The following is a 26,830-nucleotide window of genomic DNA, read 5'->3' as shown; positions in this document are numbered from 1 at the left end:
ATAGGGCCTGTCTCCCCCTTTTGAGGTGTTCACGATGATTTACCGCACACTGGGCCAGTCCGGGTTGAAGGTCAGCGCACTGACCCTGGGCAGCATGATGTTTGGCGAGCAGACCAACACCGAGGACTCGCTGCGCATCATCGACAAGGCCTGGGATCAAGGCATCAACTTTATCGACACCGCCGACGTCTACACCGGCGGGCGCTCCGAGGAAATCGTCGGCGAAGCCATCGCCCGCCAGCGCCAGGATTGGGTGCTGGCTTCGAAGGTCGGCATCGGCCCGGCGGATGGCCTGCCGAACCGCAGCGGCCTGAGTCGCAAGCGGATTTTCAATGCGCTGGAAGCCAGCCTGACGCGCCTCGACACCGATTACCTGGACATCTATTACCTGCACCGCGAAGACCACAACACGCCACTGGAAGTCACGATTTCAGCGATTGGCGACTTGATCCGCGAGGGCAAGATCCGCCACTGGGGCTTGTCCAACTACCGCGGCTGGCGGATCGCCGAAGTGATCCGCGTGGCCGAGCGCCTCGGGGTGGACAAACCGATCATCAGCCAGCCGCTGTACAACATCGTCAACCGTCAGGCCGAGGTGGAGCAGATCACCGCCGCCGCCGCATATGGCCTGGGCGTGGTGCCTTACAGCCCGCTGGCCCGTGGCGTGCTCAGCGGCAAATATGCGCCGGACGTAACGCCTGAAGCCGGCAGCCGTGCCGGGCGCCAGGACAAGCGCATCCTGGAAACCGAATGGCGCGTTGAATCCCTGCGCATCGCCCAGCAGATCCAGCAATACACCCAGGGCCGTGGCGTGGGGATTGTCGAGTTCGCGATTGCCTGGGTCCTGAACAACTCGGCGGTCAGTTCGGCGATTGTCGGGCCGCGCACCGAGGCGCAGTGGGATGCCTACACCGGCGCGCTGGAGGTGAAGATCACGGCGGAGGACGAAGCATTCATCGACTCGCTGGTCACGCCAGGGCATGCGTCGACGCCAGGGTTCAATGATGTGAGCCACTTTGTGTCGGGGCGAGTTGCCCGGCCATAAGTCCCTTTTATGGGGGGACCTGAGAAATCCTCCCATAAACCGCTCCAAAACAGAGCAAACATCTCACCTCAAAAGCACTATATTCCCTCCCTGAAATCCCCCCTTCTTTTGTATCAATCGGCTTTCGTGAGGACAGTGTGTCTAAAGGTGTTGTGTTATCGGTCTTGGCCTCGGTGTTGTTTGCCGTGATGTATTACTTCACGTCGCTGCTTACGCCCTTGAGCGGCCTGGAGATCTTCGGCTGGCGCATGTTGTTGACGGTGCCCTGCATGACCGTGTTCATGATTGTCAGCGGCGAGTGGCGACGGGTGTGGGAACTGGTTCGCCTGGTTGCGGCCAAACCCGCGCTGATCGGCGGGGTCGTGGTGTCTTCGGCCCTGCTGGGGGTGCAGTTGTGGCTGTTCATGTGGGCGCCGCTCAACGGTCGCAGCCTGGATGTATCGCTGGGCTATTTCCTGCTGCCATTGACGATGGTGCTGACCGGTCGGCTGGTGTATGGCGAACAATTGTCACGCCTGCAAAAGATTGCGGTGTTCTTCGCCGGTGCTGGTGTGCTGAACGAGTTGTATCAGGTGGGCGGATTCTCCTGGGCAACCCTGGTAGTGATCATCGGCTACCCGGTTTACTTCGTACTGCGCAAACGCCTGAAGACCGACCACCTCGGCGGGCTGTGGCTCGATATGGCGCTGATGTTGCCGGTGGCACTGTGGTTCGTGCAAAGCGGCGAACAGGGTTTTGCCGTGCTCGACGCCCACAAGGGCTTGTACGCCTTGATCCCGATGCTGGGCTTGATCAGTGCGTCGGCGCTGGTGTGCTACGTCGTCGCCAGCCGCTTGTTGGCCTTCAGCCTGTTCGGGCTGCTCAGCTATGTAGAACCGGTGCTGCTGCTCGGCGTGGCCTTGTTGTTGGGTGAAAGCATCAAGGCGGGGGAATGGCTGACGTATCTTCCGATCTGGCTCGCGGTGATGGTGCTGGTGTTTGAAGGCTTCAAGCATTTGGTGCGTCAGCAGAAGGCCTGACAGCGCTTTTTTTTGCTGCCATTTCGAGCATTACAGCCGTTTGCGACAACCCCCCTCGGATGGCCCCGTAATACGGAATCCTGCCTTGGATTTCGTCGCCTATTTGCGTCAGTGCGGCGTCCATTTGCGCCTTTTCAACGCCAAACAGCTTACCGAGCCGGTTGCCATGGTTGAGTTCAAGCAAGGTGCCGGTGACGGGGTTTTTGACGATTTTTTCGATGGACTGCGCCACATCCTCAGGCACGCCCAGTGCGATCAAGGCCGTCCCAATGCCTGAACCCGGATTCTTCAGTTGGCGGATGAACTCGTCGAACAGCCCCCATAAATCGTTGGCACCCACATTATCCAGGCTGACACTGACGACCGTTTTCAAGTATTGCTCTCGCGAAACAGGCGACAGCGGCTGGTCATTGTTCAGGCCGTTTTTCACAAAGTAGAAGTTGCCCTTGTTACCTCCTCCATGGAAGTTGCCGTAGGCATCGTACTGATAGAGTACGGTTTCTCCGTCCGGACGTGTGCCTGCGAAAGTCACCCGGCCATCACGGGTCTCAACTTTCAGGTAGGTCCCCGTCAGCCCGTTGACCGGTACCGGCGGCACGCTTGGGTGCTTGTCCAGGCGATTGAAAATATCGCCCTTTTCGTAGCCAAAAGGCCCGACCACGGCATTGATATCGCCTGCGGCGAAGCGCGTCATCGTGTCTTTTACCCGCTTTGTCTGATCGGCAGGCGCATTGCGGGAAAAATGCCCGGCAAATACATCCAACGTGTCAGGGTCGATGGCGACCTCTTTGAGCCAGGCGTTCATTTCTTCAAGGTTATTGAATTCGAAGAACGAATTGCCCTCAACGTCAGGAATGTACAACAGGATATTCGTTCCGGTTTCAGAGGCGGGTACGCGCTTGACCACCAGAATGTCGCTCGACTGGATCCCGTCCACCGCGAACGTGCAGACCTGCGCGCCGACGGTTGATGAGGTACCCGGGGCCAATACGGCATTGGCCAGTTCGACGCCTGCGGCGGTCAGCTCGCCCTGCGCACTGCTCCATTCCACGTTCGAGGAAAACGTCACGCGGGCGACAGTGGCAGGACTTAATGGGGAGAGAGCAGTTGGGGCCAAGGGACTGATGGCCGGTTCGTCGTTGACGGCTGCTGCCTGATTCAAACCTGGAGGTGGACTACCGGTGTGCGCAATGACTGTCATACATGAACCTCAACTGGGCATATGACACTGAGTAACGCTGGCAGTGAATTCCGTTCCTGGCCGCTGGCAACCGCCTGTGTCCCGATGTTTCTGCCGGGCAACAAAAAGCCCGGCCGGGTGCAATCCCGGTCGGGCTTTTTTGTGTATCGCCCAGGCGATCAGTCAGCGGTCAACACACCACGACGCACTTGGTCGCGCTCGATGGATTCGAACAGCGCCTTGAAGTTGCCTTCACCAAAGCCGTCGTCACCCTTACGCTGGATGAACTCGAAGAACACCGGGCCCATCAGGGTTTCCGAGAAGATCTGCAGCAGCAGGCGCTTGTCCCCCGCCACTGACGAGCCGTCCAGCAGGATGCCCCGTGCCTGCAGTTGATCCACCGGCTCGCCGTGGTTCGGCAGGCGGCCTTCGAGCATCTCATAATAGGTGTCTGGCGGCGCGGTCATGAAGCGCATGCCGATCTTCTTCAACGCATCCCAGGTCTTGACCAGGTCATCGGTGAGGAAGGCAACGTGCTGGATGCCCTCGCCGTTGAACTGCATCAGGAACTCTTCGATCTGCCCGGCACCCTTGGACGATTCTTCGTTCAGCGGGATGCGGATCATGCCGTCCGGGGCGCTCATGGCCTTGGAGGTCAGGCCGGTGTATTCGCCCTTGATGTCGAAATAGCGCGCCTCACGGAAATTGAACAGCTTCTCGTAGAAGTTCGCCCAGTAGGCCATGCGGCCGCGGTACACGTTGTGGGTCAAGTGGTCGATGACCTTGAGGCCCGCGCCCACCGGGTTGCGCTCGACACCTTCGAGGTACACGAAGTCGATGTCATAGATCGAGCTGCCTTCACCAAAGCGGTCGATCAGGTACAGCGGCGCGCCGCCAATGCCCTTGATCGCCGGCAGGTTCAGCTCCATCGGGCCGGTTTCGATATGGATAGGCTGGGCGCCCAGTTCCAGGGCCCGGTTGTAGGCCTGTTGCGAGTCCTTGACGCGAAACGCCATGCCGCACACCGACGGGCCGTGCTCGGCCGCAAAGTAGGAGGCGATGCTGTTGGGTTCGTTGTTGAGGATCAGGTTGATCTCGCCCTGCCGGTACAGGTGTACGTTCTTGGAACGGTGGGTCGCGACCTTGGTGAAGCCCATGATCTCGAAGATCGGCTCCAGGGTGCCCGGGGTTGGCGATGCGAATTCGATGAACTCAAAGCCCATCAGGCCCATTGGGTTTTCGTACAGGTCTGCCATTTTCGGTGCCTCATCATCATTCTTGTAATTAACAAATGTTTATTTGCGAGCAAGGATGAGGTCAGCGGGTGGCGCACAGGAGATACCCCGCACGCTGCGGGCGAGGAAGTCACCAAAGATGAGGGGGGACCCGAGTAGCTTCATGGTTACATCAGTCTCTGACGGACGAGGCTTGCGTTAGCGCAAGTCCTTATTCTTGTATGCGTAAATCGATTCTACACAGCGTAAACAGATTTGTCCGTACTCTTATCAAATCCCCATTGCCCTGACCCGCGCAAGGGGTTTGTTGCACAGATAGATGCCCAGCAGGATGACCGCCCCACCCAGCAGCATCGGCACGGTCAGTTGCTCGCCAAGCAGCAATGCGCCGCAGATCACTGCCGTCAGCGGATTGAGGGCGATAAATACACCCGCACGGGTGGCGCCAATGCGGCGCAGGCCATCGTAGTAGCCGATGTAGGCCAGTGCCGAGCCCAGCACGCCCAGGTACAGCAAACTCATCAGTTGGGGCAGATCAATCCGGCCCAATGCGGCCATCGTTAGCCGACCCGTCACCAGCGTGGTGATCGTCAGCATCAGCGTGCCCAGCAGGATCGACCAGGTCACGGTTTGCAACGGCCCCAGGCGCTGGTTGAGACCCCGGGAAAACAGCGAGTACACGCCCCACCCCACCACGCAGCCGAAAATCAGCAGGTCACCGACCCACGCATCTGCCGTGCCCTGCAGCAACTGCGGGTTGCGACTGACGATCACCAGCCCTGCGCCACCCAGGCACAGCGCGATCCCCACCAGCTTGAAGCAGCCCAGGCGTTCCTTGAACAGCAGCCACGAGGCCAGGCCAATCACTGCCGGGTTCAGCGCCACGATCAACGACGCCCGGGACGCATTGATGTAATGCAGGCCGTAGAAAAAACACAGGTTGTAGAAAAAGATCCCGAAAAAGCCCAGCACCATCAATTGCATCCATTGCGCGGTGGTCGGACGCACCAGGCGAATACGCGCGACGCCCAGGAAGGCCAGCAGCGCCAGGCTGGCCAGTGCAAAGCGCACGGTCGCCGCCAACAGTGGGTCCAGGCCTGCCGCCAGATAGCGCCCGGCAACGAAGGTGCCGCCCCAGATCATGGTCACGGCCGCCAGCTTCAGATACGTCAGACGGTCAGGGCTCGGGTTCATCAGATTTCTACTCACAAGACACGGGATTGGCTTATTGTTCGGCTAATCCCCGATCATCGTAAAATGAGTAAATACTCATGACCCTTACCCAACTGGAAATCTTTTCCCTGGTGGCCGAACTGCAAGGTTTCACCAGCGCCGCCAATCGCCTGGGCATCAGCCAATCGGCGGTGTCCCATGCGATCAAATCCCTGGAGCAGGAACTGGGTGTGGAGTTGATCCGACGTCATCAGTCCCAGGTCGAACTCAGCGATATCGGCCAACAACTGCTGTTGCGCGCCCGGGCCATGCTCGGGTTGGCCAACACGCTGCAACAGGAAGCCGCCGATGCCCGCGGGATGAAGCGCGGCACGCTGCGCATCGGCTCGTTCGGGCCGACCTCATCGATTCGCTTGTTGCCCGCGATCCTGCAGCATTTTCGCGAGCAGCATCCGGGCATCGAGGTGCATGTCGACGAAGGCCCCGATCGCCAGGTGACGCAGTGGCTGGAAGAGCGGCGCGTCGACGTTGGGTTTGTGGTGCTGCCTGAAGAGCGCTTCGATACGTTCCCGTTGATTGAGGACCAACTGGTCGCGCTGCTGCCCTTGGGGCATCACTTGGGCGCGCAGCCAAGTGTCAGCCTGAAAGCGCTGTGTGGTGAACCTTTTATCCTGACCCAGGCCGGTTCGGCCGAACTGGTCTCAAGGCTGTTCGTCGGTGCAGGGTTGCAGCCGGATGTGCGTTACCGCTGCTCACAGCTGCTCAGCACCCTGGACACCGTGCGCCGGGGCGACGGCGTGACCATTGTCGCCGAGTTGTCGCTGCCTGAATCCACGCAGGCGGATTACCTGATCAAACCGCTCAAGCCTGCCGTCAAACGCCAGGTGGGGCTGGCGGTACTGGACCGTCGGCAGTCCTCACCGGCAACCCTGGCATTTATTCAACTGGCCACACGGTTGAAGCTTTATTGAACATGCACAGACGCCTGCCGCCATCTATCATGGCCAATACCAATACGCTTTGTTGGAAGGCCACCGAGGTTGTCCCGACCGCATTTGAGCGTCCTATTGCCCTCTCCCGCTACAGGCTGCGCAAATGCCACTGACCGTCAAAGGCCCCCGAAAGGCCTCCACTCGCCATCTGATCACCCTGCTCAGTGGCGCGCTGCCCATTTTGCTGGGTGTGCTTATCCTGTATTGGCAAGCCGGGCGCACCCTCGAGCACAGCACCGCGCAAACCGCCCAGGAGGCCGTGCGCCAGTTTGACCTGATGCTCGACAACACCGCCCTCGCCGCCCAGGACCTGCTGCCACTGGCCGGCCATGAATGTGATAACCCGACTCAACTGAAGCTGCGGGAACAGGTCACCCGCCGGCCGTTCGTGCGCGCCACCACCTTGTCCTGGCAGCGCAACATCTATTGCAGCTCGTTGTTTGGTGGCAACTACCAGTCACCGGTCAACCCTGAGGACTACGTCGGCGGTCGTCTCTGGCTGATGAAAGGCAACCCGGTGACACCCGACACCGCATTGCTGGTGTATCGCCTCACCGAGGGAGACCGGGGGGCCTTCGCCTCCATTGATGGCTACCACTTGACCAACGCGTTGCGCCTGATCAGCCGATATACCGACCTGGTGTTGCAGGTGGGGCCTAACTGGCTGGCGGCGGATGGCAAGGTGCACAGCACAACGCTGCCGACATTTTCCGTCGCGCATCATCATCTCGACTCCACACGGTATACCTACAGCGTGGAAGCCGGGATGCCGGAGGGTGAAACCTGGCGCTACATGCAGGCGCGGTATCCTGCACTGTTCGTTCTGGTGGTGTTTTTCGGCGTGCTGGCAGGCATCCTCGCCCACTGGCTGCAAAAGCGCTCATCGGCACCGACCCTGGAACTGCAACGGGCCCTGGGCGCCAATGAATTTGTGCCCTATTACCAGCCAGTGGTGCGTGGCGACAACATCCGGCAGTGGGCCGGCTGTGAAGTGCTGATGCGCTGGAATCATCCCAGGGAAGGCCTGGTGCGCCCGGACCTGTTCATTCCCCTGGCCGAACATTCGGGCCTGATCGTACCGATGACCCGCGCCCTGATGCGCCAGACCGCCGCACAGTTGGCGCCCCACACCGCGCAGTTTGCCGACAATTTTCACGTGGGCATCAACATTACCGCTCGCCATTGTCACGACCTGGAGCTGGTGGAGGACTGCCGGGAGTTCCTCGCTGCCTTCCCGCCGGGCAAGGTGATCCTGGTCCTTGAGTTGACCGAGCGCGAGTTGATCGAACCCACGGATATCACCCGCCAGCTGTTCCAGGCGCTGCATGAAATGGGGGTAATGATCGCGATCGACGACTTTGGCACCGGCCACTCCAGCCTGGGTTATTTGCGCAACTTCAATGTCGATTACTTGAAGATAGATCAAAGCTTCGTGGCAATGATCGGTGTTGATGCACTCTCGCGGCATATACTCGACAGCATCATTGAACTGTCTGCCAAGCTGGACCTGGGCATCGTTGCCGAAGGCGTCGAAACACAAGAACAATGCGACTATCTGGCGGCCCAAGGCGTTGATTTCTTGCAAGGCTACCTGTTTGGCAAGCCTGTACCTTGCGACGAGTTCATTAGATTCCTGAACAGCCATTGAATAGCCAGCCACTTCAACGGAAATATTGTTATTTATACAAAAGACATGATTTACTCATGACTGATTAACTACTACAATTTTTCCTGCCTGTGCTGAATTGGCAGGAAGGCCACTTTCATTGAGTCGCCTTAAGGCTCTTGGCTTATCGCTTTGTTTGCAGTAGATATCAGCCAAATACACTATTGGAGTATAGATTTTGTCCAGACTCGCCGAATTTCGCGCAGCAGAAAAAGCCCTTCAAGAGCAGCTTGCCCAGCTGGAATCCCTGAAGAACGATGCTGGTTTGAAGAAAGAAATCGAATTCGAAGAAAAGCTGCAAGGGCTGATGAAGACCTACGGCAAAAGCCTGCGCGACATCATCTCCATCCTGGATCCTAACCCGGGCAAGTCCGGCGCTTCCGTCGCTGCCGCACCCAAACAGCGCCGTGCCCGCGTCGTCAAGGTTTACCACAACCCGCACACGGGTGAACTGATCGAAACCAAGGGCGGCAACCATCGCGGCCTGAAGGCGTGGAAAGAACAGTACGGCGCAGCCACTGTAGACTCCTGGCTTCGCGGCTAATGCTTTGCGGCTAGTACAAACGCACTAAGAAAAGCCCTGCACATGCAGGGCTTTTTTGTTTACAGGCATCGATAGTGAAACAAATCAGGACGCTGGCACTTTCAAAAACGAACTTTAAAAAACATTTCACTTTGTTCAAATCGACTTATTTGTCGCGATGCCTACAACGCTCAAAGTTTAAGGCTGTCACGCACCGAACTGACTTCATCCTTGCTTGATTCGTAAGCGTCGGCCTGGCCTGCGTATGAAAAAACATAGGCCTTATCGGTATCGACAGCCCCCACCAACGTTTGCGACAGCACATGCCGACCGTTCTCGGTGATTACACAGGTAGTTTCCAATGCCTCAAGCCGGCTCAATGTTGTGGGGTGCATCTTGGTGCACACACTTTGATAACCACCCTGGGCAAAGTCCTTCTGGATGGATTTGCGCATTTCCAGCAGCACACCTTGCAGGTTGACCGTATGCCCCGCTTCGATTGGCGTGCCCGTCAACTCCATGACCATCAAGGTCGCGCCATTCTCATCATTCTTTATGGCCCGCTGGCGGGACACCGCCGACGGTTGTGCCGGGGCCTGGTCGTCGGGCGCCACTTCCTCTACCTGCCAGCCGCTGGGCCAATGAATTTCCGGGTCAGCCGCCCATGCAGCGGTGCTGCCCAGCAACAGGCCCAGGGTACTCAACAACGGTGCGCGAAATCCGGTCATTACGAAAAACACTCAAGGTTCAAGCGACAAAGTTTGGGCCCCTGCACCCGCTGGCCGCAAGGGTTGCGTGACCTTTTTCATTTGGCGCAACCGGCAGGGCTGCGTATCATGGACCGGCTGCACGGATGCCAGCCGCAAGCCAAGGGATGCTCCAACCGGAGCCACGTTTGCCCCATTTTTCTCTGGAGGGCCCATGAGCCTGCACGAACTGAACACTTTCCCGGGCGTCACCGCCCAGCCTGACGCCGCCACCACGAACTTCGTGTTCAACCACACCATGCTGCGGGTCAAGGACATCACCAAGTCGCTGGATTTCTACACCCGCGTACTGGGTTTTTCCCTGGTTGAAAAACGTGACTTCCCGGAAGCCGAATTCAGCCTGTACTTCCTGGCCCTGGTCGACAAGGCCCAGATCCCGGCCGACGCTGCCGCCCGCACCCAGTGGATGAAGTCGATCCCGGGCATCCTCGAACTGACCCACAACCACGGCACCGAAAACGACGCGGACTTTGCCTACCACAACGGCAACACCGACCCGCGTGGCTTTGGCCACATCTGCATCTCGGTGCCGGACATCGTTGCTGCCTGCGCGCGCTTTGAAGAACTGGGCTGCGACTTCCAGAAGCGCCTGAGTGACGGCCGCATGAAAAGCCTGGCCTTCGTGAAAGACCCGGATGCGTACTGGGTTGAAATCATTCAGCCAACGCCGCTGTAAGGTTCCGCCGGCAATAAAAAACCCCATGATCACTCATGGGGTTTTTCATTTCCGGGCCGGAATTTACGCCGGGGCGGAAGTGCGGATCAGGTGATCGAAAGCACTCAGGGAAGCCTTGGCGCCCTCGCCTACTGCAATCACGATCTGCTTGTACGGCACAGTCGTTACGTCGCCGGCGGCAAAAACGCCTGGCAGCGAAGTCTCACCACGTGCATCGACGATGATCTCGCCACGTGGAGTCAACTCCACAGTGCCTTTGAGCCAGTCGGTGTTGGGCAGCAAACCGATCTGTACAAAGATGCCTTCCAGGTCGATAGTCTTGAATTCGCCACTGTCGCGATCCTTGTAGGCCAGGCCGGTAACTTTCTGGCCATCACCCTTGACCTCACTGGTCAGCGCGCTGGTAATCACGTCAACGTTCGGCAGGCTGTACAGCTTGCGCTGCAACACGGCGTCGGCGCGCAACTTGCTGTCAAACTCAAGCAAGGTCACGTGGCTGACGATACCGGCCAGGTCGATGGCTGCTTCAACGCCGGAGTTACCGCCGCCGATCACCGCCACGCGCTTGCCCTTGAACAGCGGGCCGTCGCAGTGCGGGCAGAAGCACACGCCTTTGGCCTTGTATTCCTGCTCACCCGGTACACCCATTTCGCGCCAGCGGGCACCGGTGGCCAGGATCACGGTCTTGGACTTGAGGGTCGCACCGCTTTCGAAACGGATTTCGTGCAGCTCACCGTTGTTTTTCGCCGGGATCAGCGCAGTAGCACGCTGCAGGTTCATGATGTCCACGTCGTACTGACGCACGTGGGCCTCCAGGGCGCTGGCGAGTTTCGGCCCTTCGGTTTCCTGTACCGAGATAAAGTTCTCGATCGACATGGTGTCCAGCACCTGCCCGCCGAAGCGCTCGGCTGCAACACCGGTACGGATGCCTTTACGTGCAGCGTAGATAGCCGCTGCCGAACCCGCTGGGCCACCGCCGACGACAAGTACGTCGAACGCATCTTTGGCGCTGATTTTCTCGGCGGCTTTTTCGATACCGCTGGTGTCGAGCTTGGCGAGGATTTCTTCCAGGCCCATGCGGCCCTGGCCGAAGTTCACACCATTCAAGTAAACGCTGGGCACGGCCATGATCTGACGATCATCGACTTCTGCCTGGAACAGCGCACCGTCGATGGCGACGTGGCGGATGTTCGGGTTCAGTACTGCCATCAGGTTCAGCGCCTGGACCACGTCCGGGCAGTTCTGGCACGACAGCGAGAAGTAAGTCTCGAAGCTGAACTCGCCTTTAAGGGCGCGAATCTGTTCAATCACTTCGACACTGGCCTTCGAGGGGTGGCCGCCGACTTGCAGCAGCGCCAACACCAGCGAAGTGAATTCATGGCCCATTGGGATGCCGGCAAAACGCAGGCTGATATCGGCACCCGGGCGGTTGATGGAGAACGATGGCTTGCGCGCATCATTGCCATCGCTTTTCAGGGTAATCAGCGTCGAAAGGCTGGCTACATCTTGCAAGAGGGCAAGCATTTCCTGGGATTTCGCACCGTCATCGAGGGAGGCGACGATCTCGATCGGCTGGGTGACCCGTTCCAGGTATGACTTCAACTGAGCTTTAAGATTGGCGTCCAACATACGGGCGATTTCCTATTAATTCGGTTTATTGCAGACAAAAAAAACGCCCGAGCGAATCTCGCCCGGGCGTTTCGAGGGCGGATGCAGCTTACTTAGGTGCGGTAACCCGCCCTTGGCATTTCACAGACTTAGATCTTGCCGACCAGGTCCAGGGACGGAGCCAGGGTGGCCTCGCCTTCTTTCCACTTGGCTGGGCAGACTTCGCCCGGGTGAGCAGCAACGTACTGGGCCGCCTTGATTTTGCGCAGCAGCTCGGAAGCGTCACGGCCAACGCCGCCATCGTTCAGTTCAACGATTTTGATCTGGCCTTCAGGGTTGATCACGAAGGTGCCACGGTCTGCCAGGCCAGCTTCTTCGATCAGCACGTCGAAGTTGCGGGAGATGGTCAGGGTCGGGTCGCCGATCATGGTGTACTGGATTTTGCCGATGGCTGGCGAGGTGTTGTGCCAGGCAGCGTGGGCAAAGTGGGTGTCGGTGGAAACGCTGTAGATTTCGACGCCCAGTTTCTGGAATTCGGCGTAGTTGTCAGCCAGGTCTTCCAGTTCGGTTGGGCAGACGAAGGTGAAGTCGGCTGGGTAGAAGAAGACGACAGACCATTTGCCTTTCAGGTCAGCATCAGTCACGTCTACGAAGTTGCCGTTTTTGTAGGCGGTAGCTTTGAACGGTTTTACTTGGCTGTTGATGATAGGCATCGTTGACTCTCCGTCAGGTTTGTAGAAGGGCTTAGTAAGTTGATGAGGTGAATCCTACCCACTCTTCCGGCCGATGGCTCATTGGCAAACCTGATGCTGACGATTGGTTTTCACTATCAAGAGACTGTATTAATAGAAGAAACCTTGAATCACTCGAGGGATGCCCGGGTCATGCCGAGAAAGGGCGTCGCTTCAACATAGCGCATGGCCGATTTCATGTCTTTCCAGCCGACGTAAGTCATCAACGACTTCAAGTCCCAGCCACTGCGATGAGCCCAGGTAGCGAAGCCCCGGCGCAGGGAGTGGCTGGTGTACTGATCGGCCGCAATCCCGGCGCGCTCCAGCGCCTGGCGCAACAGCGGGATCACGCTGTTGGCGTGCAAGCCCTCCTCGCCCAGGTTGCCCCAGCGATCAATGCCGCGAAACACCGGGCCGCGCACCAGCGCTGAAGCGCTGAGCCATTCGCTATAGGCCTGCACCGGGCACAGCCGCAACAGCGCCGGCGTCTGGTAGGTGCGGCCGATATTTTCCCGATCACTTTTGCTGCGCGGTAGATACAGGGTGATGCCCGAACCGGGCACCGCCTGCACGTGCTCGATATTCAACCGGCATAACTCATCGCTGCGAAAGCCACGCCAGAAACCCAGCAGGATCAACGCCGCGTCACGCTTGGCCCGCAGCCATCGAGGATGGTCTTCTGCGCGCCGGGCGTCGTGGCCTTCCTGTTCGAGGAACTGGATGACCTGCTCCAGGTGCTGCAGTTGCAATGGCTCCGCCTGTTTTTCCTGAGCCGGGTGCAGGGCGCGAATGCCTTTCAGGACTTTGCGCACCACTGGCGCCTTGGTCGGATCAGGAAACCCCTGGCTGGTGTGCCACTGGGCCAGCGCCGATAAACGCAGCTTCAACGTGTTGACCGACAGCACGCCCGCATGCGCCACCAGATAGCGCGCCACGCTGTCGCTGGTCGCCGGCAGGAATCCACCCCAATTCACCTCGAAATGCTCGATTGCCGCTCGATAGCTGCGGCGGGTGTTATCGCGGGTGGCCGCATTCAGATAACGGTCCAGCTCACTCATGCCTGTACTGCCATTGGCTGTTGTCCATTTCAAAACCTGTATCACACGGGATAATACGCCAATATCCCATCTGATAAATCATCAATTTCGGCTTTAAAACAATCGTGATATAGTACGTATATACATACTACGTACCACAGTACCAAATCGACGGAGACTCCATGGCTCGCGGCGGCATCAATAAAGCAGTAGTTCAAACGGCACGCCTGGCGATCCTTGCCCGTGGCGAAAACCCGAGCATCGATGCAGTACGCATCGAGATGGGCAATACCGGCTCGAAAACCACGATTCATCGCTATCTGAAGGAGCTGGAAGAAAGCGAAACCCGCCAGACCATCACCGAAGCGCCCATTGACGACGAATTGGGTGAACTGGTGGCGCGACTGGCCCAGCGCTTGAAGGAGAAGGCCCAGGAGCCTATCGACCTGGCCCTGGCGCAGTTCCAGCAACAGAAAACCGCCCTGCTCGCCCAGGTTGAGGAGCTGGAAGCGGCCCACTCCCAGCTCAAGCAGCAGTTCGATATCCAGTCCGCCGCTCTGGCCGATGAAAGCGCGGCCTTGCAAAGCACTCGCTCCAGCCTGCAAACCGAGCAAACCCGCAACGCCGGGCTGAGCCAGGCGTGCAGCGATTACGAGTTGCGGATCAACGACAAGGACGAGCAGATTCGCTCACTGGAAGAAAAGCACCTGCATGCCCGGGACGCCCTGGAGCATTACCGCAATGCGATCAAGGACCAGCGTGAACAGGAACAGCGTCGCCATGAAGGCCAGTTGCAGCAGGTCCAGGCAGAGCTGCGCCAGGCCCAGCAGAGCGCGATGGTGCGCCAGGATGAAATCACTCAGTTGCACCGCGATAACGAGCGCCTGCTGATCGAGCATCGAGTGACCGTGAAGGAATTGAGCGCACTGCAGGAACAGGCTCGCCAGGACCGTGAACAGCAGCGTCAATTAAGCGAACAAGTGAGTGTGATCGACAGCGAGCGCACCCTGTTGCAGGAACGCTTGCGGGTTGCCCAACTGGAGAATCAGGCGCGCCAGGAAGCGCTGGCCGAGCATCAGAAGACCAACAAAACCCTGGAACTGGACCTGATCAAGGCCCAGGCCAGTATTGATGCGCTGCGCCTGGCAGCCGTCGTTGCGACGGTGCCGGAAGCAACTACCGAGGGCTGATTACTGCGCCACTGGCGTGCGCATGGTGACGAACTCTTCCGCCGCCGTTGGGTGCACGCCGATGGTTTCATCGAAATGCTGCTTGGTCGCGCCCGCCTTGAGCGCGATCGCCAGGCCCTGCACGATCTCGCCAGCGTCGGGGCCGACCATGTGGCAACCCAGGACCTTGTCGGTCTCGGCGTCGACTACCAGCTTCATCAGGGTCTTTTCCTGGCAGTCGGTCAGGGTCAGTTTCATCGGCCGGAAGCGGCTTTCGAACACCTGCACCTTGTGCCCGTCTTCACGGGCCTGCTCTTCGCTGAGGCCCACGGTGCCGATATTCGGCAGGCTGAACACCGCCGTCGGGATCATCGCGTAGTCCACCGGACGATATTGCTCAGGCGTGAACAAGCGACGTGCCACGGCCATGCCTTCAGCCAGGGCCACTGGCGTCAGTTGCACGCGGCCGATCACATCACCAATCGCCAGGATCGACGGTTCGGCGGTCTGGTACAGCTCATCCACTTCGACAAAGCCGCGCTTGTCCAACTTGACGCCAGTGTTTTCCAGCCCCAGGTTATCGAGCATCGGGCGTCGGCCAGTGGCGTAGAACACGCAATCGGCTTCCAGCACGCGGCCATCTTTCAAGGTGGCCTTGAGGCTGCCATCGGTCTGTTTGTCGATACGCTCGATGTCGGCGTTGAACTGCAGGTCCAGGCCGCGCTTGGTCAGCTCTTCCTTCAAGTGCGTGCGCACCGAGCCGTCAAAACCGCGCAGGAACAGGTCGCCGCGATACAGCAGCGAAGTCTGTGCGCCCAGGCCATGGAAAATCCCGGCGAACTCGACGGCGATATAGCCACCGCCGACTACCAGCACACGCTTGGGCAGCTCCTTGAGGAAAAACGCCTCATTGGAGCCAATGGCGTGCTCGCGCCCCGGGATTTCCGGGATCTGCGGCCAGCCACCGGTGGCAACCAGAATGTGCTTGGCGGTGAAACGCTCGCCGTTGATTTCTACCTGGTGCGGGTCCACCAGCCGCGCATGCCCTTCGTGCAGGGTCACGCCGCTGTTGACCAGCAGGTTGCGGTAGATGCCATTGAGACGGTTGATTTCACGATCCTTGTTGGCGATCAGGGTCGCCCAATCGAAATTCGCTTCACCCAGGGACCAGCCAAAACCGCTGGCCTGCTCGAAGTCTTCGGCGAAATGCGCGCCGTACACCAACAGTTTCTTCGGTACGCAGCCCACATTCACGCAGGTACCGCCCAGGTAGCGGCTTTCAGCCACCGCCACTTTGGCGCCAAAACCCGCAGCGAATCGTGCAGCGCGCACACCGCCGGAACCGGCACCAATTACATAAAGGTCAAAATCGTAGGCCATTTCACTCTCCTCGGCAGGACAACAGCATACCTGCTGCCGCGCCAGAGGTCAGCGCCTTACCAGCGATACGTCGCGCTGGCCTGCAACGAACGGGTTGCGCCCCAGTAGCAAAGGAAACCGTTGCTGCAGTAGGCCAGGTATTCCTTGTTGAACAGGTTGCTGGCGTTGAGGGCCAGGCGCCAGTTCTGCACGTCATAGTGCGCCGCGGCATCAAACAGCGTGCGCGATGACACCTCCAGCGTGTTGTCGGCGCTGCCGTAGCTCGGCCCGAAATAGCGCGCACCCGCCGCGAAACCGACGCCCTGCAGCGGGCCGTCGTGGAAGGTGTAGTCCGCCCACAGCGAGGCACTCTTGCCCGGGATGCCGGTCGGGTGTTCGCCCTGGTCGCCATCATTGGATTTGAGGATGCGCTGGTCCATCCAGGTGTAAAAACCGATCAGGCTGAGGTTCGAGGTGACCTCGGCATGGGCTTCCAGCTCGATGCCGCGGGAGCGGATTTCGCCTTTCTGGGTGGCAAAATTGGGGTCGACATCGTCGGTGGTCAGGACGTTTTGCTGACGCAGGTCGAACACTGCCGCGCTGTACAGGCTGCGGGAGCCCACAGGCTGGTATTTAACGCCGGCTTCGTACTGCTTGCCGGTGGTCGGCACAAATGTCGCGCCCAGCCGGTCAGTGCCCAGTTGCGGCTGGAACGATTCGCTGTAGCTGACATACGGCGCAACGCCGTTATCAAACACGTAGCTCAGGCCCGAACGCCAGGTGAGTTTCTCGTCGTGCTGGCGCGTGTTGCTCAGGTTGGCGCCGGTCAACGCGCTGTCCTGATTGTCGTAGGTACGCGCCCAGTCTTGCCGCACACCGATCAGCCAGCGCCAATGGTCGAAGCTGAGCTGGTCCTGCAGGTACACGCCAAACTGGCTCTGGGTGGTGTATTGGTTGATGGACACCGGCACCCTCGGCAAGGCGCTGAAGTCGGGGTTGTAGATATTGATCGCACTCGGGAAATACTGACCGCCCCGGTTGATGGTCTGCAACAGCCGCTGGAAGTCCGCCCCCATCAGCACAGTGTGCTTGACCGGGCCGGTGCTGAAGTCGGACTGCAACTGGTTATCAAGGGCGAACTGGCCAAGGTGCTCATGATTGACGTTGGCCCACAGCGGCGCGGTGGCAAGGTTGGCGTCCAGCGGCCCGGTGAGGGAAGTCTGGTAGTAGTCGACGTCATCATGCATATAGCGCAGGTGCTGGCGAAAGCTCCAGGTGTCGTTGAACCGGTGGCTGAACGCGTAGCCCAGGGAAAACTGATTGCGCTTGAAGCGATCGCGGTCCGGGTCGCCCAGGTAATCATCGGGGCGCAAGCGCCCATTCGGGTTGTGCAGCGCGGTGCCATACGCGGGTACCGGGTTGAACAGCCCACCTTCCGGGTCGTATTGATAGTTGGCCAGCAGGGTCAGGCTGGTGTCGTCGTCGATGTTCCAGGTGATGGCCGGCGCGATGGCGATGCGCTGGTCCTTGATGTGATCGGTCTGGGTATCGGCCATGCGGCCCAGCCCGGTCAGCCGATAGGTCACATCGCCCTGCTCGTCCAGGCGCCCGCCAAAATCGAAGCCGGCCTGATAGCGGTTGTCATTGCCCACGCTCATTTGCAACACGTGCAGTGGCTCATCCGTCGGCCGCTTGCTCTGCATGTCCACCAGGCCGCCCGGCCCGCTCTGGCCGTACAGCACGGAAGCTGGCCCGCGCAGCACGTCGATGCGCTCCAGAAACCAAGGGTCGACCCGAGGCGTAGCGAACCAGGTCGTGCGATTGAGCTTGAGCCCGTCGAGGTAGGAGTCGGCATCGAAGCCGCGAATGCTCAACTGGTCAAACCGCAGGTCGTTATCCTGGGAGTAAACCCCTGGTGTGTAGCGCAATGCCTGGTCGACGGTTTGCGCCGCCTGGTCATCCATCTGCTGGCGGCTGACCACCGAGATCGATTGCGGCGTCTCCACGATCGGCGCGCCGGTTTTGGTGCCCACGGTGGTGTTGCGCGCCACATAGCCTGGCACCACGCCGTCTGCCGGCTCGGCCTCGGCGGCTGTCACCGCGGTGTCCTTCAACACGATGGGCGCGTCATCGGCCCACACAACAGGAGCAAGCGCCAACACCACCAGCGCCAGCCTGGAAAGGTAAAACGGAGGAGAAGACAACGCACCGGACATGACGATTCCTTGAAAAGTCTTTTTGTTAATCGTTCTTATTTAATATTGAATCGCGTTAAAGATCCGGTCATTCTTCTACGCGCACGGGTCAATTAATGACCGTTCCAACCTACATCTCAGGAATCATTCTTGATTGGACAACATCTGGCGTAAACGCTTTGGGGCGCCCGCTCGCAGCACCAGCGAGGAATTGCGGGTTCGGGCCCATGACTATGTCGATGGCGCACGGGAGATTTGGCACAGCCATGAATATGGCCAACTGGTGCACGCCACCCAAGGCGTGATCCGGGTGCTGACCCGCATGGGCGCCTGGACCGTCCCGCCGGCATACGGCTTTTGGATTGCGCCGGGTGTCGACCATGAATTGCACATGGTCGGTGAGGTTGCGATGCGCGCACTGTACGTGGAAAGCGATCAATTACCCGCGGCGTGGCAATCCTGCCGATTGATCAGGGTAGAGCCGCTGCTGCGGGAGCTGATTCTGGGCATGCTCGCACCCGACGCCCACACTGCCCTGCTCACGCCATTGCTGCTGCACCAGTTGATATCCGCGACTCAAACCGAAGGCTGCAGCCTGCCATTGCCCCGGGACAAACGCCTGCTCAGTGTGTGTGAAATGCTTCTGGAAGACCCGGCGAACCCGGCCACCCTGGAAGACTGGAGTGAATCCATCGGCGCCAGCGTGCGCACCCTGCGCCGGCGGTTTCGGGATGAAACCGGGCTGAGCTTCAACCAATGGCGCCAGCAGCTACGGATTGCCGAAGCCGTTTGCCAGTTAGCCCAGGGCCGACCATTGGGGGCTATTGCACGGGACATGGGCTATGCCAACGGCAATGTGTTTGGTGCAATGTTCAAGCGGGTACTGGGCGAAGCCCCCAGCCGCTATTTGGGCAAGGCATAAAAAAACCTGCGGTCTTTCGACTCGCAGGCTTTTTCAACGGGCTGGCAACGATGAATCAGTAAGCCTTGCCAGTCTTGTAGAAGTGCTCGTAGCAGAAGTTGGTCGCTTCGATGTAGCCTTCAGCGCCACCGCAGTCAAAACGACGACCCTTGAACTTGTAGGCAATCACGCAACCGTCTTTTGCCTGCTTCAGCAGGGCGTCGGTGATCTGGATCTCGCCACCCTTGCCTGGCTCGGTTTCTTCGATCAGCTTGAAGATGTCAGGGGTCAGGATGTAGCGGCCGATGATCGCCAGGTTCGACGGAGCATCTTCCGGCGCTGGCTTTTCAACCATGTCGCGTACGCGGATCAGGCCATCACCGATATCGTCGCCGGCAATCACGCCGTACTTGTTGGTTTCCTGAGGATCGACCTCTTGAACCGCGACGATGGTGCAACGGTACTTCTGGTACAGCTTGACCATCTGGGTCAGGACGCCGTCGCCTTCCAGGTTTACACACAGGTCATCGGCCAGTACCACGGCGAACGGTTCGTCACCGATCAGCGGACGACCGGTCAGGATCGCGTGCCCCAGGCCTTTCATTTGGGTCTGGCGGGTGTAGGAGAACGAGCACTCGTCGAGCAGCTTACGGATGCCGACCAGGTATTTTTCCTTGTCGGTGCCCTTGATCTGGTTTTCCAGCTCGTAGCTGATGTCGAAGTGGTCTTCCAGGGCGCGTTTGCCACGGCCGGTCACGATCGAGATTTCGTTCAGGCCGGCATCCAGTGCTTCTTCCACGCCATACTGGATCAGTGGCTTGTTCACCACCGGCAGCATTTCTTTGGGCATGGCCTTGGTCGCTGGCAGGAAGCGAGTGCCGTAACCGGCTGCTGGGAACAAGCATTTCTTGATCATATGAGTCCTTACAAAGGGCTGTGCGTACGAAATTCGGCGCAGTCTAATCAGGCCGCAGTCACCTTACAATGGGTCCTGCTGGCGTTGCGATGTCAACATAGAGAAAAAATGTCGGCGTAAGTTCCGCCGGCATTCAATCAAGTACCTTCGCCGCTGTTAGAAATCGTCGGCTTGTGCCCGTCATTCAAAGGGCTCCAACCTTTTTAGCACGCTTTATGACGATCGGCACTGACCTGCAACAACTTGCGCCGTCCCACGCCGTTTGGCGCTATCATTACGCCCTTGAACCAGACAACGAGATTGATAGATGTCAGAACCAAAAGGCGTGAACGGCTACCTGATCACCAAGCGAGCGGACGGCTGGCACTTGATCAACTTCCATGGCGACAGCGTTGCCGGCGCATTCGCGACCGAAGCTCAAGCCTGTGCCGTGGCCGAAGTGTTTGTGGATGAGGCCGGCCACGCGTCGAGCAAGCGTCCGAAAACCAAGTAACACCGCGGTAACGCCAATCAAGCCTCGTTTGACGGGGCTTTTTTGTGTTTGTCTGTACGTTGATGGCGGTTCGCTATAATCTCGCCTGTAACGCCCCACGACAGTGTCAGCGCTCCCCTCCAACACCCTGATGACGACTCCTACATGAACAAGATCCTGGCACTGATTGCGGTACTGGCGCTTACCGGTGGCTGCACCACCACTTCCGACACGGTCCTGAAGAACGGCGAACAAGGACTGGCCATCGACTGCTCCGGCGAAGCCAACTCCTGGGCCAGCTGTTATGAAAAGGCTGATGCGTCCTGCGCGGGCACCGGCTACCGGATTGTCGGCACCGAAGGCACACCGGCCCTGAAAGAAAGCGACAAGACCCTGGGCAAGGATGTCGGCAACTACAAGACCCGCAGCGTGACGGTGGTCTGCAAATAATTACATGTGAATTTCGGCGAACTTGATGCCCAGGCCGCGAATGGTCTCGATCAAGTCGTCCAGGCGGGAGAAGGATTCGACTTCATCCTGGTCATCCACCAGGAAGTAACTGCGACCGCCGCTCTTCTTGAAGAACACGATCCACTCGCCCGTATCCGCGGGATTTTGAATCACATGGGTCGCAGAAATATGCCCCCCTGCATGCTGTTCCCTGACTTGCTCACGTTTCATGACTGAGTTTCCGAAAAGACAATGCCGCTGATTCAGCGGCATTTTTTATGGGTTATCGACAGTTTAACGGATGCCTTGCCCGATCAGTACGCCATCGACCGTCTGCCCGTAAAGATTGACGCCGTCATTGGCGTGGAACTTCACCCGGGTTTTCTCCACGGAGCCGTCCACGAGGCGCGGGTCCTGAGGACGCTCGTGACGGTTGACGTAGGCCGCCACGTCCCAGGCTTGCTGGTCGGTCAGGCTGCCGCCCTGGCCCAGGGGCATGTTGTGCTTGATGAAGGACGCTGCCGTATTGATTCGATGCATCCCGGCGCCCCAGTTGTAGGAGTCTTTACCCCAGAGCGGCGGCATCACGTAGTTGTCGCCCACTTTCTGGCCCTGGCCTTCGGCGCCATGGCACACCGCGCACTGGCCCTTGTAGACCTCTGCGCCCTGGGCCAGGTCGTAACCCTTGGCGGGTGCCGGCACGTCCGGGTAGCCACGGCCCGGCAGTTCGACGCCCAAAGGAGCCTTGCTCGCCAGCCAGTAGGCATACACCGACAGCGCGGTAATCTCCGGGCTGTCTGCAGCCGGTGGCGTGCCGCCATTCATGCTGAACTGGAAACAGCCCTGCAAACGCTCGGCGAAGGTGTTGACCTTGTCGTTCTTTTTTCGATACGCCGGGTACATCGGGTAGGCACCCCACAGCGGCGCCGAATTGGCCAGGCGACCCTGGTCCAGGTGGCAATTGCTGCAATTGAGGCCATTACCGACAAATTGCGGCGCCAGGCGCTTGGTGTCGACAAACAGCGCGTAGCCCTGTTTCACCAGCTTGCCGTAGGCGTTGTCCGGCAGCTCGCTTTCTTTGGGCGGCTGGAACTGCACGACAGCCCCATGAGCGCCGGCTGGCTGCAACTGTGACTGGTCTTCCATGGCAATAGGGGCGGCATGGACGGGTACGCCGATCAGGCTTCCCAGCAGCGGAGCAAACAAGAAGCGCTTCATGGCTTGGCCTCCTGGCCGCTCAACGAGGCAAAATAGGTGGCCACGGCCTGCACTTCTTCAGCGCTGAGGGATTTGGCGATATGGCCCATCAGATCATTCGGATCGTTATGGCGCGTGCCGCTGCGCCAGGCGTTCAACTGCGCCGCGAGGTAGGCCGCAGATTGTCCGGCCAGGGGTGGAAACCCGTCGCCGACGCCCACGCCGGCCGGGCCATGACAGCTGACACAGGCCGGAATCTGGCGCTCCCACGCACCTTGCAGGGCAATCTTTTGCGCAGCGTCAGTAGGCATCTCGCTGCGGTGCACCGGCACAGGTGCGGGCGCAGGCATTGCCGCCAGCTGCCGGGTTACAGCGCTGACTTCCTCTTCCGTGAGGGCGTTGGCCAGTGGCTGCATCACCGGGCTGTTCCGGGCGCCACTTTTAAAATCCTGCAGCTGCTTACGCAAATACACCGCCGATAAACCGGCCAAACGCGGAAAACCCGCGGCTGCCAGCCCCAGGCCATCAGCCCCGTGGCAGGCCACGCACGGCGCAGCTCCCGGCTGCGAGCCGCCCTGCATATAAACGTTTTTCCCCTCCAGCGCGTGGGCATTGCCCAACATCAGCAACAACGCGCTACCCATCAGAACTCGTTCCAGAGACATCATCACGACTCCATTTTTATAGTTATATGCTTAGGCGAATTAGGCATAAGCCTACAAATGGTAGGGCAATGGCCCGGTCGCGACAACACTCATCCGCGAGTAAAGGACGGCGTACTGAACATCGCGCACAAAAAAGCCCGACGCTGCGGCAGCAGGGACGGGCTTCTTGATCGGATTCGAGGTGGGCGGCTACAGACTCAGCCGGAAATGCACGCTTCCCCCGCAGCCTTCACGTCACCTGGACGAATAGGCACATTGGACATGCTCTCGTAGAGCTTGATACTGCTCCCGCTGGAGCGCTCTTCAATTTCAAAAATGGCCGACGGGTCGGCAGAAAACTTCTGCGGTACGATAACTTGAACACCATCCTTGTGAGGCTCGATCTGCGAAGGCCTGCGGGTTTTAGACAATTTCTGGACAACGCACGCCGCGTATTCCTGTGGTTTTTTCCCGGAGATCACTGCCAGCGTTGGTGGGGTCTGCTTGATATCCGCCACCGAAGCACATCCACCCAACGCCAGGGCCAGAACCAACACACTCCACTTCATATAAAAACCTCCGATAAAGACCCTACGACAGCGAAGAAGGTATTTTTCTCCCGCCCACGTAGGATTTATCCCTGATAACTCGGTAAATAACTGTTTTAAATTGTCGAAGTCGTCGACGACGGTCCGATAATAAACGTGCTGGGGCTGATAAACTCCATCTTAACCTACGTATCGTTCTGATTTTTCAGAAAAAGCCCTTCTGGAGACACCTTATGAAATTCATCCACCAGCGTGAGCACCTCAATGAAGGAGATATTGTCGTCATTGAATGCTCGCAAACCTGCAACATCCGCCTGATGAGCGATGCCAACTTTCGCAGCTTCAAGAACGGCGGCCGCCATACTTACCACGGCGGCGCGTTCGACAAGTTCCCGGCAAAAATCACTGCGCCCAGCACCGGGTTCTGGAACATCACCCTGGACGTCGTGACCCGCCGCGCCATCAGCGTGACCAAAAAGCCGACCTTGTCCCACAAGATCCGCATTGTGCGCCGCACCAATTCGAAACTGAGCTGACAGGAATGCCCGTGACTACCACCAAATATGTGATCAAGTACAAACTCAACGGTGAGCGCCGCTTCGAGTTCGCCCAACTGCAAGCAGGCAGCGTGGAGGAAGCCAAGGAAGCCCTGGCGAAAATCCACGATGCCAGCGATGAGATTACCGACATCAATGTGAGCAAGGCGCTGTAATTCGAGCGCAAGCATCGGAGTGTTCTGACGCTGACGACTTTCTAGACTGGCAGCCCTAATGCGCTGCCACAGGAACTTGTCGATGCCTTCCACTCCACTGCATGAACGCCTGGCCAAGCTGGACTGGGCCGCCATCGAGCAAGCCCTCGATGAACAGGGTAACGCACTGATTCCGGCCCTGCTGGATCAGCAGGAATGCGCTGAACTGAGCGGCCACTACCCCCGACCCGAACTGTTTCGCTCCCATGTGACGATGGCCAGGCACGGCTTTGGCCGGGGCGAATACAAATATTTCCGCTACCCGCTGCCAGCGCCGATCTGCGCGCTGCGTGAACAGCTGTATGGGTTCCTGGCGCCCCAGGCCAATCGCTGGAACGAACAGATGAACCTGCCGATCACCTATCCGGCGCACCATGCCGACTTCATTGCCCGCTGCCACGCTGCCGGGCAGCAACGCCCTACCCCGTTATTGCTGCAATACGGCCCAGGCGACTACAACTGCCTGCATCAGGATCTGTACGGGGAACATGTGTTTCCCCTACAAGTAGCCATCCTGTTGTCGCAGCCGGGAGAGGACTTTCGTGGCGGGGAGTTGGTGCTGACGGAGCAGCGGCCAAGAATGCAATCCCGGGCTCAGGTCGTCCCTCTTAACCAGGGTGACGCGGTAATCTTCGCGGTCAATCAGCGACCCATGCCGAGTGTGAGGGGGTTTCATCGGGTGACCTTGCGCCATGGGGTCAGTGTTCTGCACAGTGGTACCCGGCATACCTTGGGAGTGATTTTTCACGATGCGCAGTAAGACCCTTCCCGGATCAACCGCCGATTTGTTCGCCGATGAGGCGCTGCAACAGCCCCCGGGGCGCGAGCAAATCGGTGAACAATCCTACGTCCTCAGGGGCTATGCCCTGCCCTGGCTCGAGCGTTTGCTACCGGAACTGCGACGGGTATTGGCTCAATCGCCCTTCCGGCAAATGGTCACGCCCGGTGGTTTTACCATGTCGGCGGCGTTAAGCAGTTGCGGTGACTTGGGCTGGACGACCGACTCCACCGGTTATCGCTACTCCCCGATTGACCCGAATAACCAACAACCCTGGCCAGCCCTGCCGGCCGCATTGCGCGAACTGGCCGTGATGGCCGCAGCAGATGCAGGTTTCGACGATTTCGAGCCGGATGCCTGCTTGATCAACCGCTATGTGCCAGGCGCGAAAATGTCCCTGCACCAGGACAAGAACGAGCGGCGCTATGCCGCCCCGGTGGTCTCGGTGTCATTGGGTTTACCGGCGATCTTCCTGTTCGGCGGCCATGAGCGCAGCGACAAGACGCAAAAAGTCTCGCTGTTCCATGGCGACGTAGTGGTATGGGGCGGCGTGGACCGCCTGCGCTTTCACGGCGTGATGCCGATCAAGCCCGGCACGCATCCGGTCATGGGGCCGCAGCGCATCAACCTGACGTTTCGCACGGCCGGATGAATTTGACCGCAAGCATCGGAGTGATGGGAATGCCCCACGGGACTAACCTGGCATTCTTCAACCAGGAGCCACCACCATGACCGCGCGCCACGCCACCGAACAAGACCCGCGCTGGGCAGCGATTGTCGCCCGAGACGCCAAGGCCGACTTGACCTTCGTCTATGGTGTGAAAACCACCGGTGTGTACTGTCGCCCCAGCAGTTCCGCACGGCGGCCGCGCCCGGAGAACGTCGAGTTCTTCGACACCCCGCAACAGGCTGAAGCGGCGGGCTACCGGCCCAACAAGCGCGCGTCGGGGGACCAGACCCAGGTGGCCGCACGCCATGCGCAACTGGTGGCAGCGGCCTGTCGGCACATCGAACAGGCCGAAACCCTGCCGCCCCTTGAAGATCTGGCCGCCCTCGCCGGCTTGAGCCCGTTCCATTTTCATCGGGTGTTCAAGGCGGTGACCGGCCTGACGCCAAAGCGCTACGGCAGCGCTCATCGCTCGCGCAAGGTACGGGACGGCCTCAAGGACCAGCACTCGGTGACCGATGCGCTGTACGACGCCGGCTTCAATTCCAACAGCCGCTTTTATGAGGCTGCCGACCAATTACTCGGCATGAAGCCCCGCGACTACAAAGCCGGCGGCACCAACACGGATATTCGCTTTGCCGTTGGCCAATGCTCATTGGGCGCCATTCTGGTGGCCCAGAGCAATCGCGGTGTGTGCGCGATCCTGCTGGGGGATGACCCGGACAAACTGGTGCGCGACCTGCAGGACCAGTTTCCCCGCGCCAATCTGCTGGGTGCCGATCACGACTTCGAACAATTGATCGCCCAGGTGGTGGGCTTTATCGAAGCGCCGGCCCTGGGCCTGGACTTGCCCCTGGACTTGCGCGGCACTGCGTTTCAGGAACGCGTGTGGCAAGCCTTGCGGGAAATCCCGGTGGGGTGCACCGCCAGCTACGCCGAGATCGCCCAGCGCATCGGCGCGCCGACCGCCTATCGCGCCGTGGCCCAGGCGTGTGGTGCCAACAGCCTGGCAGTGGCGATTCCCTGCCATCGCGTGGTGCGCGCCGACGGCAATCTGTCGGGCTACCGCTGGGGTGTCGAGCGCAAGCGGCAGTTGCTGGAGCGCGAAAGCCCGGCAGAATCCTGAGGACG

The 26,830-nt window shown here is 59.3% G+C and carries 29 protein-coding genes; 15 read left to right on the top strand and 14 right to left on the bottom strand.

Features of this window, described 5'->3' with window-relative positions; genetic code table 11:
* The first annotated feature begins 34 nt into the window (after positions 1–34).
* Entirely contained in the window at positions 35–1,045 is a 1,011-nt protein-coding gene (locus tag V6607_RS15685; RefSeq protein WP_008432538.1) for an aldo/keto reductase, read from the top strand.
* Positions 1,046–1,182: 137 nt separating this feature from the next.
* Positions 1,183–2,064 (top strand): EamA family transporter RarD, encoded by an 882-nt coding sequence (rarD, locus tag V6607_RS15680; RefSeq protein ID WP_023658818.1) that lies wholly within the window; start codon positions 1,183–1,185, stop codon positions 2,062–2,064.
* Here rarD and V6607_RS15675 read toward each other — a convergent pair.
* The 3 genes from V6607_RS15675 to V6607_RS15665 all read right to left on the bottom strand — a co-directional run bounded on the left by V6607_RS15675 (position 2,033) and on the right by V6607_RS15665 (position 5,673).
* On the bottom strand, positions 2,033–3,265 hold the full coding sequence (locus V6607_RS15675) for a DUF6543 domain-containing protein (protein WP_256662422.1): 1,233 nt from the start codon (positions 3,263–3,265) through the stop codon (positions 2,033–2,035). The two genes, rarD and V6607_RS15675, sit on opposite strands and share 32 nt — an antisense overlap.
* Positions 3,266–3,423: 158 nt before the next feature.
* Positions 3,424–4,500: a 4-hydroxyphenylpyruvate dioxygenase gene (hppD, locus tag V6607_RS15670; protein ID WP_003212566.1), complete on the bottom strand. Its 1,077-nt coding sequence runs from the start codon at positions 4,498–4,500 to the stop codon at positions 3,424–3,426.
* A gap of 249 nt (positions 4,501–4,749) precedes the next feature.
* A complete protein-coding gene (locus V6607_RS15665) occupies positions 4,750–5,673 on the bottom strand; it encodes an EamA family transporter (RefSeq protein WP_134326576.1) in 924 nt (307 codons plus the stop codon).
* Positions 5,674–5,750: 77 nt separating this feature from the next.
* Between V6607_RS15665 and V6607_RS15660 the strand changes: the two genes are divergently transcribed.
* The 3 genes from V6607_RS15660 to V6607_RS15650 all read left to right on the top strand — a co-directional run bounded on the left by V6607_RS15660 (position 5,751) and on the right by V6607_RS15650 (position 8,854).
* The gene (locus tag V6607_RS15660; protein ID WP_003212568.1) at positions 5,751–6,623 is read left to right on the top strand and encodes a LysR substrate-binding domain-containing protein; all 873 of its coding nucleotides are present in this window, start codon (positions 5,751–5,753) and stop codon (positions 6,621–6,623) included.
* 124 nt (positions 6,624–6,747) lie between these two features.
* Positions 6,748–8,292: an EAL domain-containing protein gene (locus V6607_RS15655; RefSeq protein ID WP_134326575.1), complete on the top strand. Its 1,545-nt coding sequence runs from the start codon at positions 6,748–6,750 to the stop codon at positions 8,290–8,292.
* A 196-nt stretch (positions 8,293–8,488) separates the two neighbouring features.
* Entirely contained in the window at positions 8,489–8,854 is a 366-nt protein-coding gene (locus V6607_RS15650) for a histone-like nucleoid-structuring protein, MvaT/MvaU family (protein ID WP_003212570.1), read from the top strand.
* Between the two features lie 170 nt (positions 8,855–9,024).
* Here the strand turns inward: V6607_RS15650 and V6607_RS15645 are convergent, their stop codons facing one another.
* Positions 9,025–9,561 (bottom strand): DUF4946 domain-containing protein, encoded by a 537-nt coding sequence (locus V6607_RS15645; protein ID WP_008432526.1) that lies wholly within the window; start codon positions 9,559–9,561, stop codon positions 9,025–9,027.
* Positions 9,562–9,754: 193 nt separating this feature from the next.
* Between V6607_RS15645 and gloA the strand changes: the two genes are divergently transcribed.
* Entirely contained in the window at positions 9,755–10,276 is a 522-nt protein-coding gene (gene gloA, locus V6607_RS15640) for a lactoylglutathione lyase (RefSeq protein ID WP_008432524.1), read from the top strand.
* A 63-nt stretch (positions 10,277–10,339) separates the two neighbouring features.
* Here the strand turns inward: gloA and ahpF are convergent, their stop codons facing one another.
* The 3 genes from ahpF to V6607_RS15625 form a co-directional block, all read right to left on the bottom strand.
* Positions 10,340–11,905: an alkyl hydroperoxide reductase subunit F gene (gene ahpF, locus V6607_RS15635; RefSeq protein ID WP_003212573.1), complete on the bottom strand. Its 1,566-nt coding sequence runs from the start codon at positions 11,903–11,905 to the stop codon at positions 10,340–10,342.
* Between the two features lie 128 nt (positions 11,906–12,033).
* Positions 12,034–12,597, bottom strand: a complete 564-nt coding sequence (gene ahpC / locus V6607_RS15630; RefSeq protein ID WP_003173835.1) for an alkyl hydroperoxide reductase subunit C — start codon at positions 12,595–12,597, stop codon at positions 12,034–12,036.
* Between the two features lie 149 nt (positions 12,598–12,746).
* Complete coding sequence (locus V6607_RS15625; RefSeq protein ID WP_008432517.1) at positions 12,747–13,673, bottom strand: tyrosine-type recombinase/integrase; 927 nt, start codon at positions 13,671–13,673, stop codon at positions 12,747–12,749.
* A gap of 161 nt (positions 13,674–13,834) precedes the next feature.
* Between V6607_RS15625 and V6607_RS15620 the strand changes: the two genes are divergently transcribed.
* On the top strand, positions 13,835–14,842 hold the full coding sequence (locus V6607_RS15620) for a DNA-binding protein (protein WP_134326574.1): 1,008 nt from the start codon (positions 13,835–13,837) through the stop codon (positions 14,840–14,842).
* Here the strand turns inward: V6607_RS15620 and gorA are convergent, their stop codons facing one another.
* Both gorA and V6607_RS15610 read right to left on the bottom strand, forming a co-directional pair.
* A complete protein-coding gene (gene gorA, locus V6607_RS15615; protein ID WP_134326573.1) occupies positions 14,843–16,201 on the bottom strand; it encodes a glutathione-disulfide reductase in 1,359 nt (452 codons plus the stop codon).
* A 56-nt stretch (positions 16,202–16,257) separates the two neighbouring features.
* The gene (locus V6607_RS15610) at positions 16,258–18,396 is read right to left on the bottom strand and encodes a TonB-dependent siderophore receptor (protein ID WP_134326572.1); all 2,139 of its coding nucleotides are present in this window, start codon (positions 18,394–18,396) and stop codon (positions 16,258–16,260) included.
* Between the two features lie 133 nt (positions 18,397–18,529).
* On the opposite strand from V6607_RS15610, the gene V6607_RS15605 reads away from it, so the two are divergent.
* Entirely contained in the window at positions 18,530–19,297 is a 768-nt protein-coding gene (locus V6607_RS15605; protein ID WP_134326571.1) for a helix-turn-helix transcriptional regulator, read from the top strand.
* Positions 19,298–19,352: 55 nt separating this feature from the next.
* Here the strand turns inward: V6607_RS15605 and galU are convergent, their stop codons facing one another.
* Entirely contained in the window at positions 19,353–20,192 is an 840-nt protein-coding gene (gene galU / locus V6607_RS15600) for a UTP--glucose-1-phosphate uridylyltransferase GalU (RefSeq protein ID WP_003212579.1), read from the bottom strand.
* Positions 20,193–20,499: 307 nt separating this feature from the next.
* Between galU and V6607_RS15595 the strand changes: the two genes are divergently transcribed.
* Together V6607_RS15595 and V6607_RS15590 are read left to right on the top strand one after the other, a co-directional pair.
* Positions 20,500–20,685: a hypothetical protein gene (locus tag V6607_RS15595; RefSeq protein WP_003212580.1), complete on the top strand. Its 186-nt coding sequence runs from the start codon at positions 20,500–20,502 to the stop codon at positions 20,683–20,685.
* A gap of 144 nt (positions 20,686–20,829) precedes the next feature.
* Positions 20,830–21,114 carry a hypothetical protein gene (locus tag V6607_RS15590; RefSeq protein ID WP_003212581.1) on the top strand — a complete coding sequence of 95 codons (285 nt, stop codon included), beginning with the start codon at positions 20,830–20,832 and terminating at the stop codon, positions 21,112–21,114.
* Here V6607_RS15590 and V6607_RS15585 read toward each other — a convergent pair whose 3' ends face one another.
* The 4 genes from V6607_RS15585 to V6607_RS15570 all read right to left on the bottom strand — a co-directional run bounded on the left by V6607_RS15585 (position 21,115) and on the right by V6607_RS15570 (position 23,524).
* Positions 21,115–21,345 (bottom strand): hypothetical protein, encoded by a 231-nt coding sequence (locus V6607_RS15585; RefSeq protein ID WP_003212582.1) that lies wholly within the window; start codon positions 21,343–21,345, stop codon positions 21,115–21,117.
* Between the two features lie 63 nt (positions 21,346–21,408).
* Positions 21,409–22,332, bottom strand: a complete 924-nt coding sequence (locus V6607_RS15580; protein ID WP_134326570.1) for a c-type cytochrome — start codon at positions 22,330–22,332, stop codon at positions 21,409–21,411.
* A complete protein-coding gene (locus V6607_RS15575; RefSeq protein ID WP_134326569.1) occupies positions 22,329–22,979 on the bottom strand; it encodes a c-type cytochrome in 651 nt (216 codons plus the stop codon). Before V6607_RS15575 ends, V6607_RS15580 begins: the two co-directional genes overlap by 4 nt.
* Before the next feature lie 194 nt (positions 22,980–23,173).
* Entirely contained in the window at positions 23,174–23,524 is a 351-nt protein-coding gene (locus tag V6607_RS15570; RefSeq protein ID WP_003212585.1) for a hypothetical protein, read from the bottom strand.
* A gap of 212 nt (positions 23,525–23,736) precedes the next feature.
* Between V6607_RS15570 and V6607_RS15565 the strand changes: the two genes are divergently transcribed.
* The 5 genes from V6607_RS15565 to ada all read left to right on the top strand — a co-directional run bounded on the left by V6607_RS15565 (position 23,737) and on the right by ada (position 26,825).
* Positions 23,737–24,039 (top strand): DUF1883 domain-containing protein, encoded by a 303-nt coding sequence (locus V6607_RS15565; RefSeq protein ID WP_003212586.1) that lies wholly within the window; start codon positions 23,737–23,739, stop codon positions 24,037–24,039.
* Between the two features lie 11 nt (positions 24,040–24,050).
* Positions 24,051–24,215, top strand: a complete 165-nt coding sequence (locus tag V6607_RS15560; protein ID WP_166742130.1) for a hypothetical protein — start codon at positions 24,051–24,053, stop codon at positions 24,213–24,215.
* 82 nt (positions 24,216–24,297) lie between these two features.
* Entirely contained in the window at positions 24,298–25,014 is a 717-nt protein-coding gene (locus tag V6607_RS15555; protein ID WP_134326568.1) for a 2OG-Fe(II) oxygenase, read from the top strand.
* Complete coding sequence (gene alkB, locus V6607_RS15550; protein WP_134326567.1) at positions 25,004–25,684, top strand: DNA oxidative demethylase AlkB; 681 nt, start codon at positions 25,004–25,006, stop codon at positions 25,682–25,684. The genes V6607_RS15555 and alkB overlap by 11 nt, the downstream gene beginning before the upstream one ends.
* A gap of 76 nt (positions 25,685–25,760) precedes the next feature.
* The gene (gene ada / locus V6607_RS15545) at positions 25,761–26,825 is read left to right on the top strand and encodes a bifunctional DNA-binding transcriptional regulator/O6-methylguanine-DNA methyltransferase Ada (RefSeq protein ID WP_008432501.1); all 1,065 of its coding nucleotides are present in this window, start codon (positions 25,761–25,763) and stop codon (positions 26,823–26,825) included.
* Positions 26,826–26,830 lie beyond the last annotated feature (5 nt).

Origin of the sequence: Pseudomonas sp. KK18 (genome assembly GCF_037094675.1) — a bacterium.
In the GTDB taxonomy this organism is placed as follows: domain Bacteria; phylum Pseudomonadota; class Gammaproteobacteria; order Pseudomonadales; family Pseudomonadaceae; genus Aquipseudomonas.
Note: the sequence above shows the minus strand (reverse complement) of the source record. Positions and strands in the feature narration are given on the sequence as shown.

Bases quoted from the DNA above. Each gene is read 5' to 3' on its own strand.
- V6607_RS15685 (WP_008432538.1), top strand. From the start codon at position 35: ATGATTTACCGCACACTGGGCCAGTCCGGGTTGAAGGTCAGCGCACTG.
- V6607_RS15675 (WP_256662422.1), bottom strand. From the start codon at position 3,265: ATGACAGTCATTGCGCACACCGGTAGTCCACCTCCAGGTTTGAATCAG.
- hppD (WP_003212566.1), bottom strand. From the start codon at position 4,500: ATGGCAGACCTGTACGAAAACCCAATGGGCCTGATGGGCTTTGAGTTC.
- V6607_RS15665 (WP_134326576.1), bottom strand. From the start codon at position 5,673: ATGAACCCGAGCCCTGACCGTCTGACGTATCTGAAGCTGGCGGCCGTG.
- V6607_RS15660 (WP_003212568.1), top strand. From the start codon at position 5,751: ATGACCCTTACCCAACTGGAAATCTTTTCCCTGGTGGCCGAACTGCAA.
- V6607_RS15655 (WP_134326575.1), top strand. From the start codon at position 6,748: ATGCCACTGACCGTCAAAGGCCCCCGAAAGGCCTCCACTCGCCATCTG.
- V6607_RS15645 (WP_008432526.1), bottom strand. From the start codon at position 9,561: ATGACCGGATTTCGCGCACCGTTGTTGAGTACCCTGGGCCTGTTGCTG.
- gloA (WP_008432524.1), top strand. From the start codon at position 9,755: ATGAGCCTGCACGAACTGAACACTTTCCCGGGCGTCACCGCCCAGCCT.
- ahpF (WP_003212573.1), bottom strand. From the start codon at position 11,905: ATGTTGGACGCCAATCTTAAAGCTCAGTTGAAGTCATACCTGGAACGG.
- ahpC (WP_003173835.1), bottom strand. From the start codon at position 12,597: ATGCCTATCATCAACAGCCAAGTAAAACCGTTCAAAGCTACCGCCTAC.
- V6607_RS15625 (WP_008432517.1), bottom strand. From the start codon at position 13,673: ATGAGTGAGCTGGACCGTTATCTGAATGCGGCCACCCGCGATAACACC.
- V6607_RS15620 (WP_134326574.1), top strand. From the start codon at position 13,835: ATGGCTCGCGGCGGCATCAATAAAGCAGTAGTTCAAACGGCACGCCTG.
- gorA (WP_134326573.1), bottom strand. From the start codon at position 16,201: ATGGCCTACGATTTTGACCTTTATGTAATTGGTGCCGGTTCCGGCGGT.
- V6607_RS15610 (WP_134326572.1), bottom strand. From the start codon at position 18,396: ATGTCCGGTGCGTTGTCTTCTCCTCCGTTTTACCTTTCCAGGCTGGCG.
- galU (WP_003212579.1), bottom strand. From the start codon at position 20,192: ATGATCAAGAAATGCTTGTTCCCAGCAGCCGGTTACGGCACTCGCTTC.
- V6607_RS15595 (WP_003212580.1), top strand. From the start codon at position 20,500: ATGTCAGAACCAAAAGGCGTGAACGGCTACCTGATCACCAAGCGAGCG.
- V6607_RS15590 (WP_003212581.1), top strand. From the start codon at position 20,830: ATGAACAAGATCCTGGCACTGATTGCGGTACTGGCGCTTACCGGTGGC.
- V6607_RS15585 (WP_003212582.1), bottom strand. From the start codon at position 21,345: ATGAAACGTGAGCAAGTCAGGGAACAGCATGCAGGGGGGCATATTTCT.
- V6607_RS15580 (WP_134326570.1), bottom strand. From the start codon at position 22,332: ATGAAGCGCTTCTTGTTTGCTCCGCTGCTGGGAAGCCTGATCGGCGTA.
- V6607_RS15575 (WP_134326569.1), bottom strand. From the start codon at position 22,979: ATGATGTCTCTGGAACGAGTTCTGATGGGTAGCGCGTTGTTGCTGATG.
- V6607_RS15570 (WP_003212585.1), bottom strand. From the start codon at position 23,524: ATGAAGTGGAGTGTGTTGGTTCTGGCCCTGGCGTTGGGTGGATGTGCT.
- V6607_RS15565 (WP_003212586.1), top strand. From the start codon at position 23,737: ATGAAATTCATCCACCAGCGTGAGCACCTCAATGAAGGAGATATTGTC.
- V6607_RS15555 (WP_134326568.1), top strand. From the start codon at position 24,298: ATGCCTTCCACTCCACTGCATGAACGCCTGGCCAAGCTGGACTGGGCC.
- alkB (WP_134326567.1), top strand. From the start codon at position 25,004: ATGCGCAGTAAGACCCTTCCCGGATCAACCGCCGATTTGTTCGCCGAT.
- ada (WP_008432501.1), top strand. From the start codon at position 25,761: ATGACCGCGCGCCACGCCACCGAACAAGACCCGCGCTGGGCAGCGATT.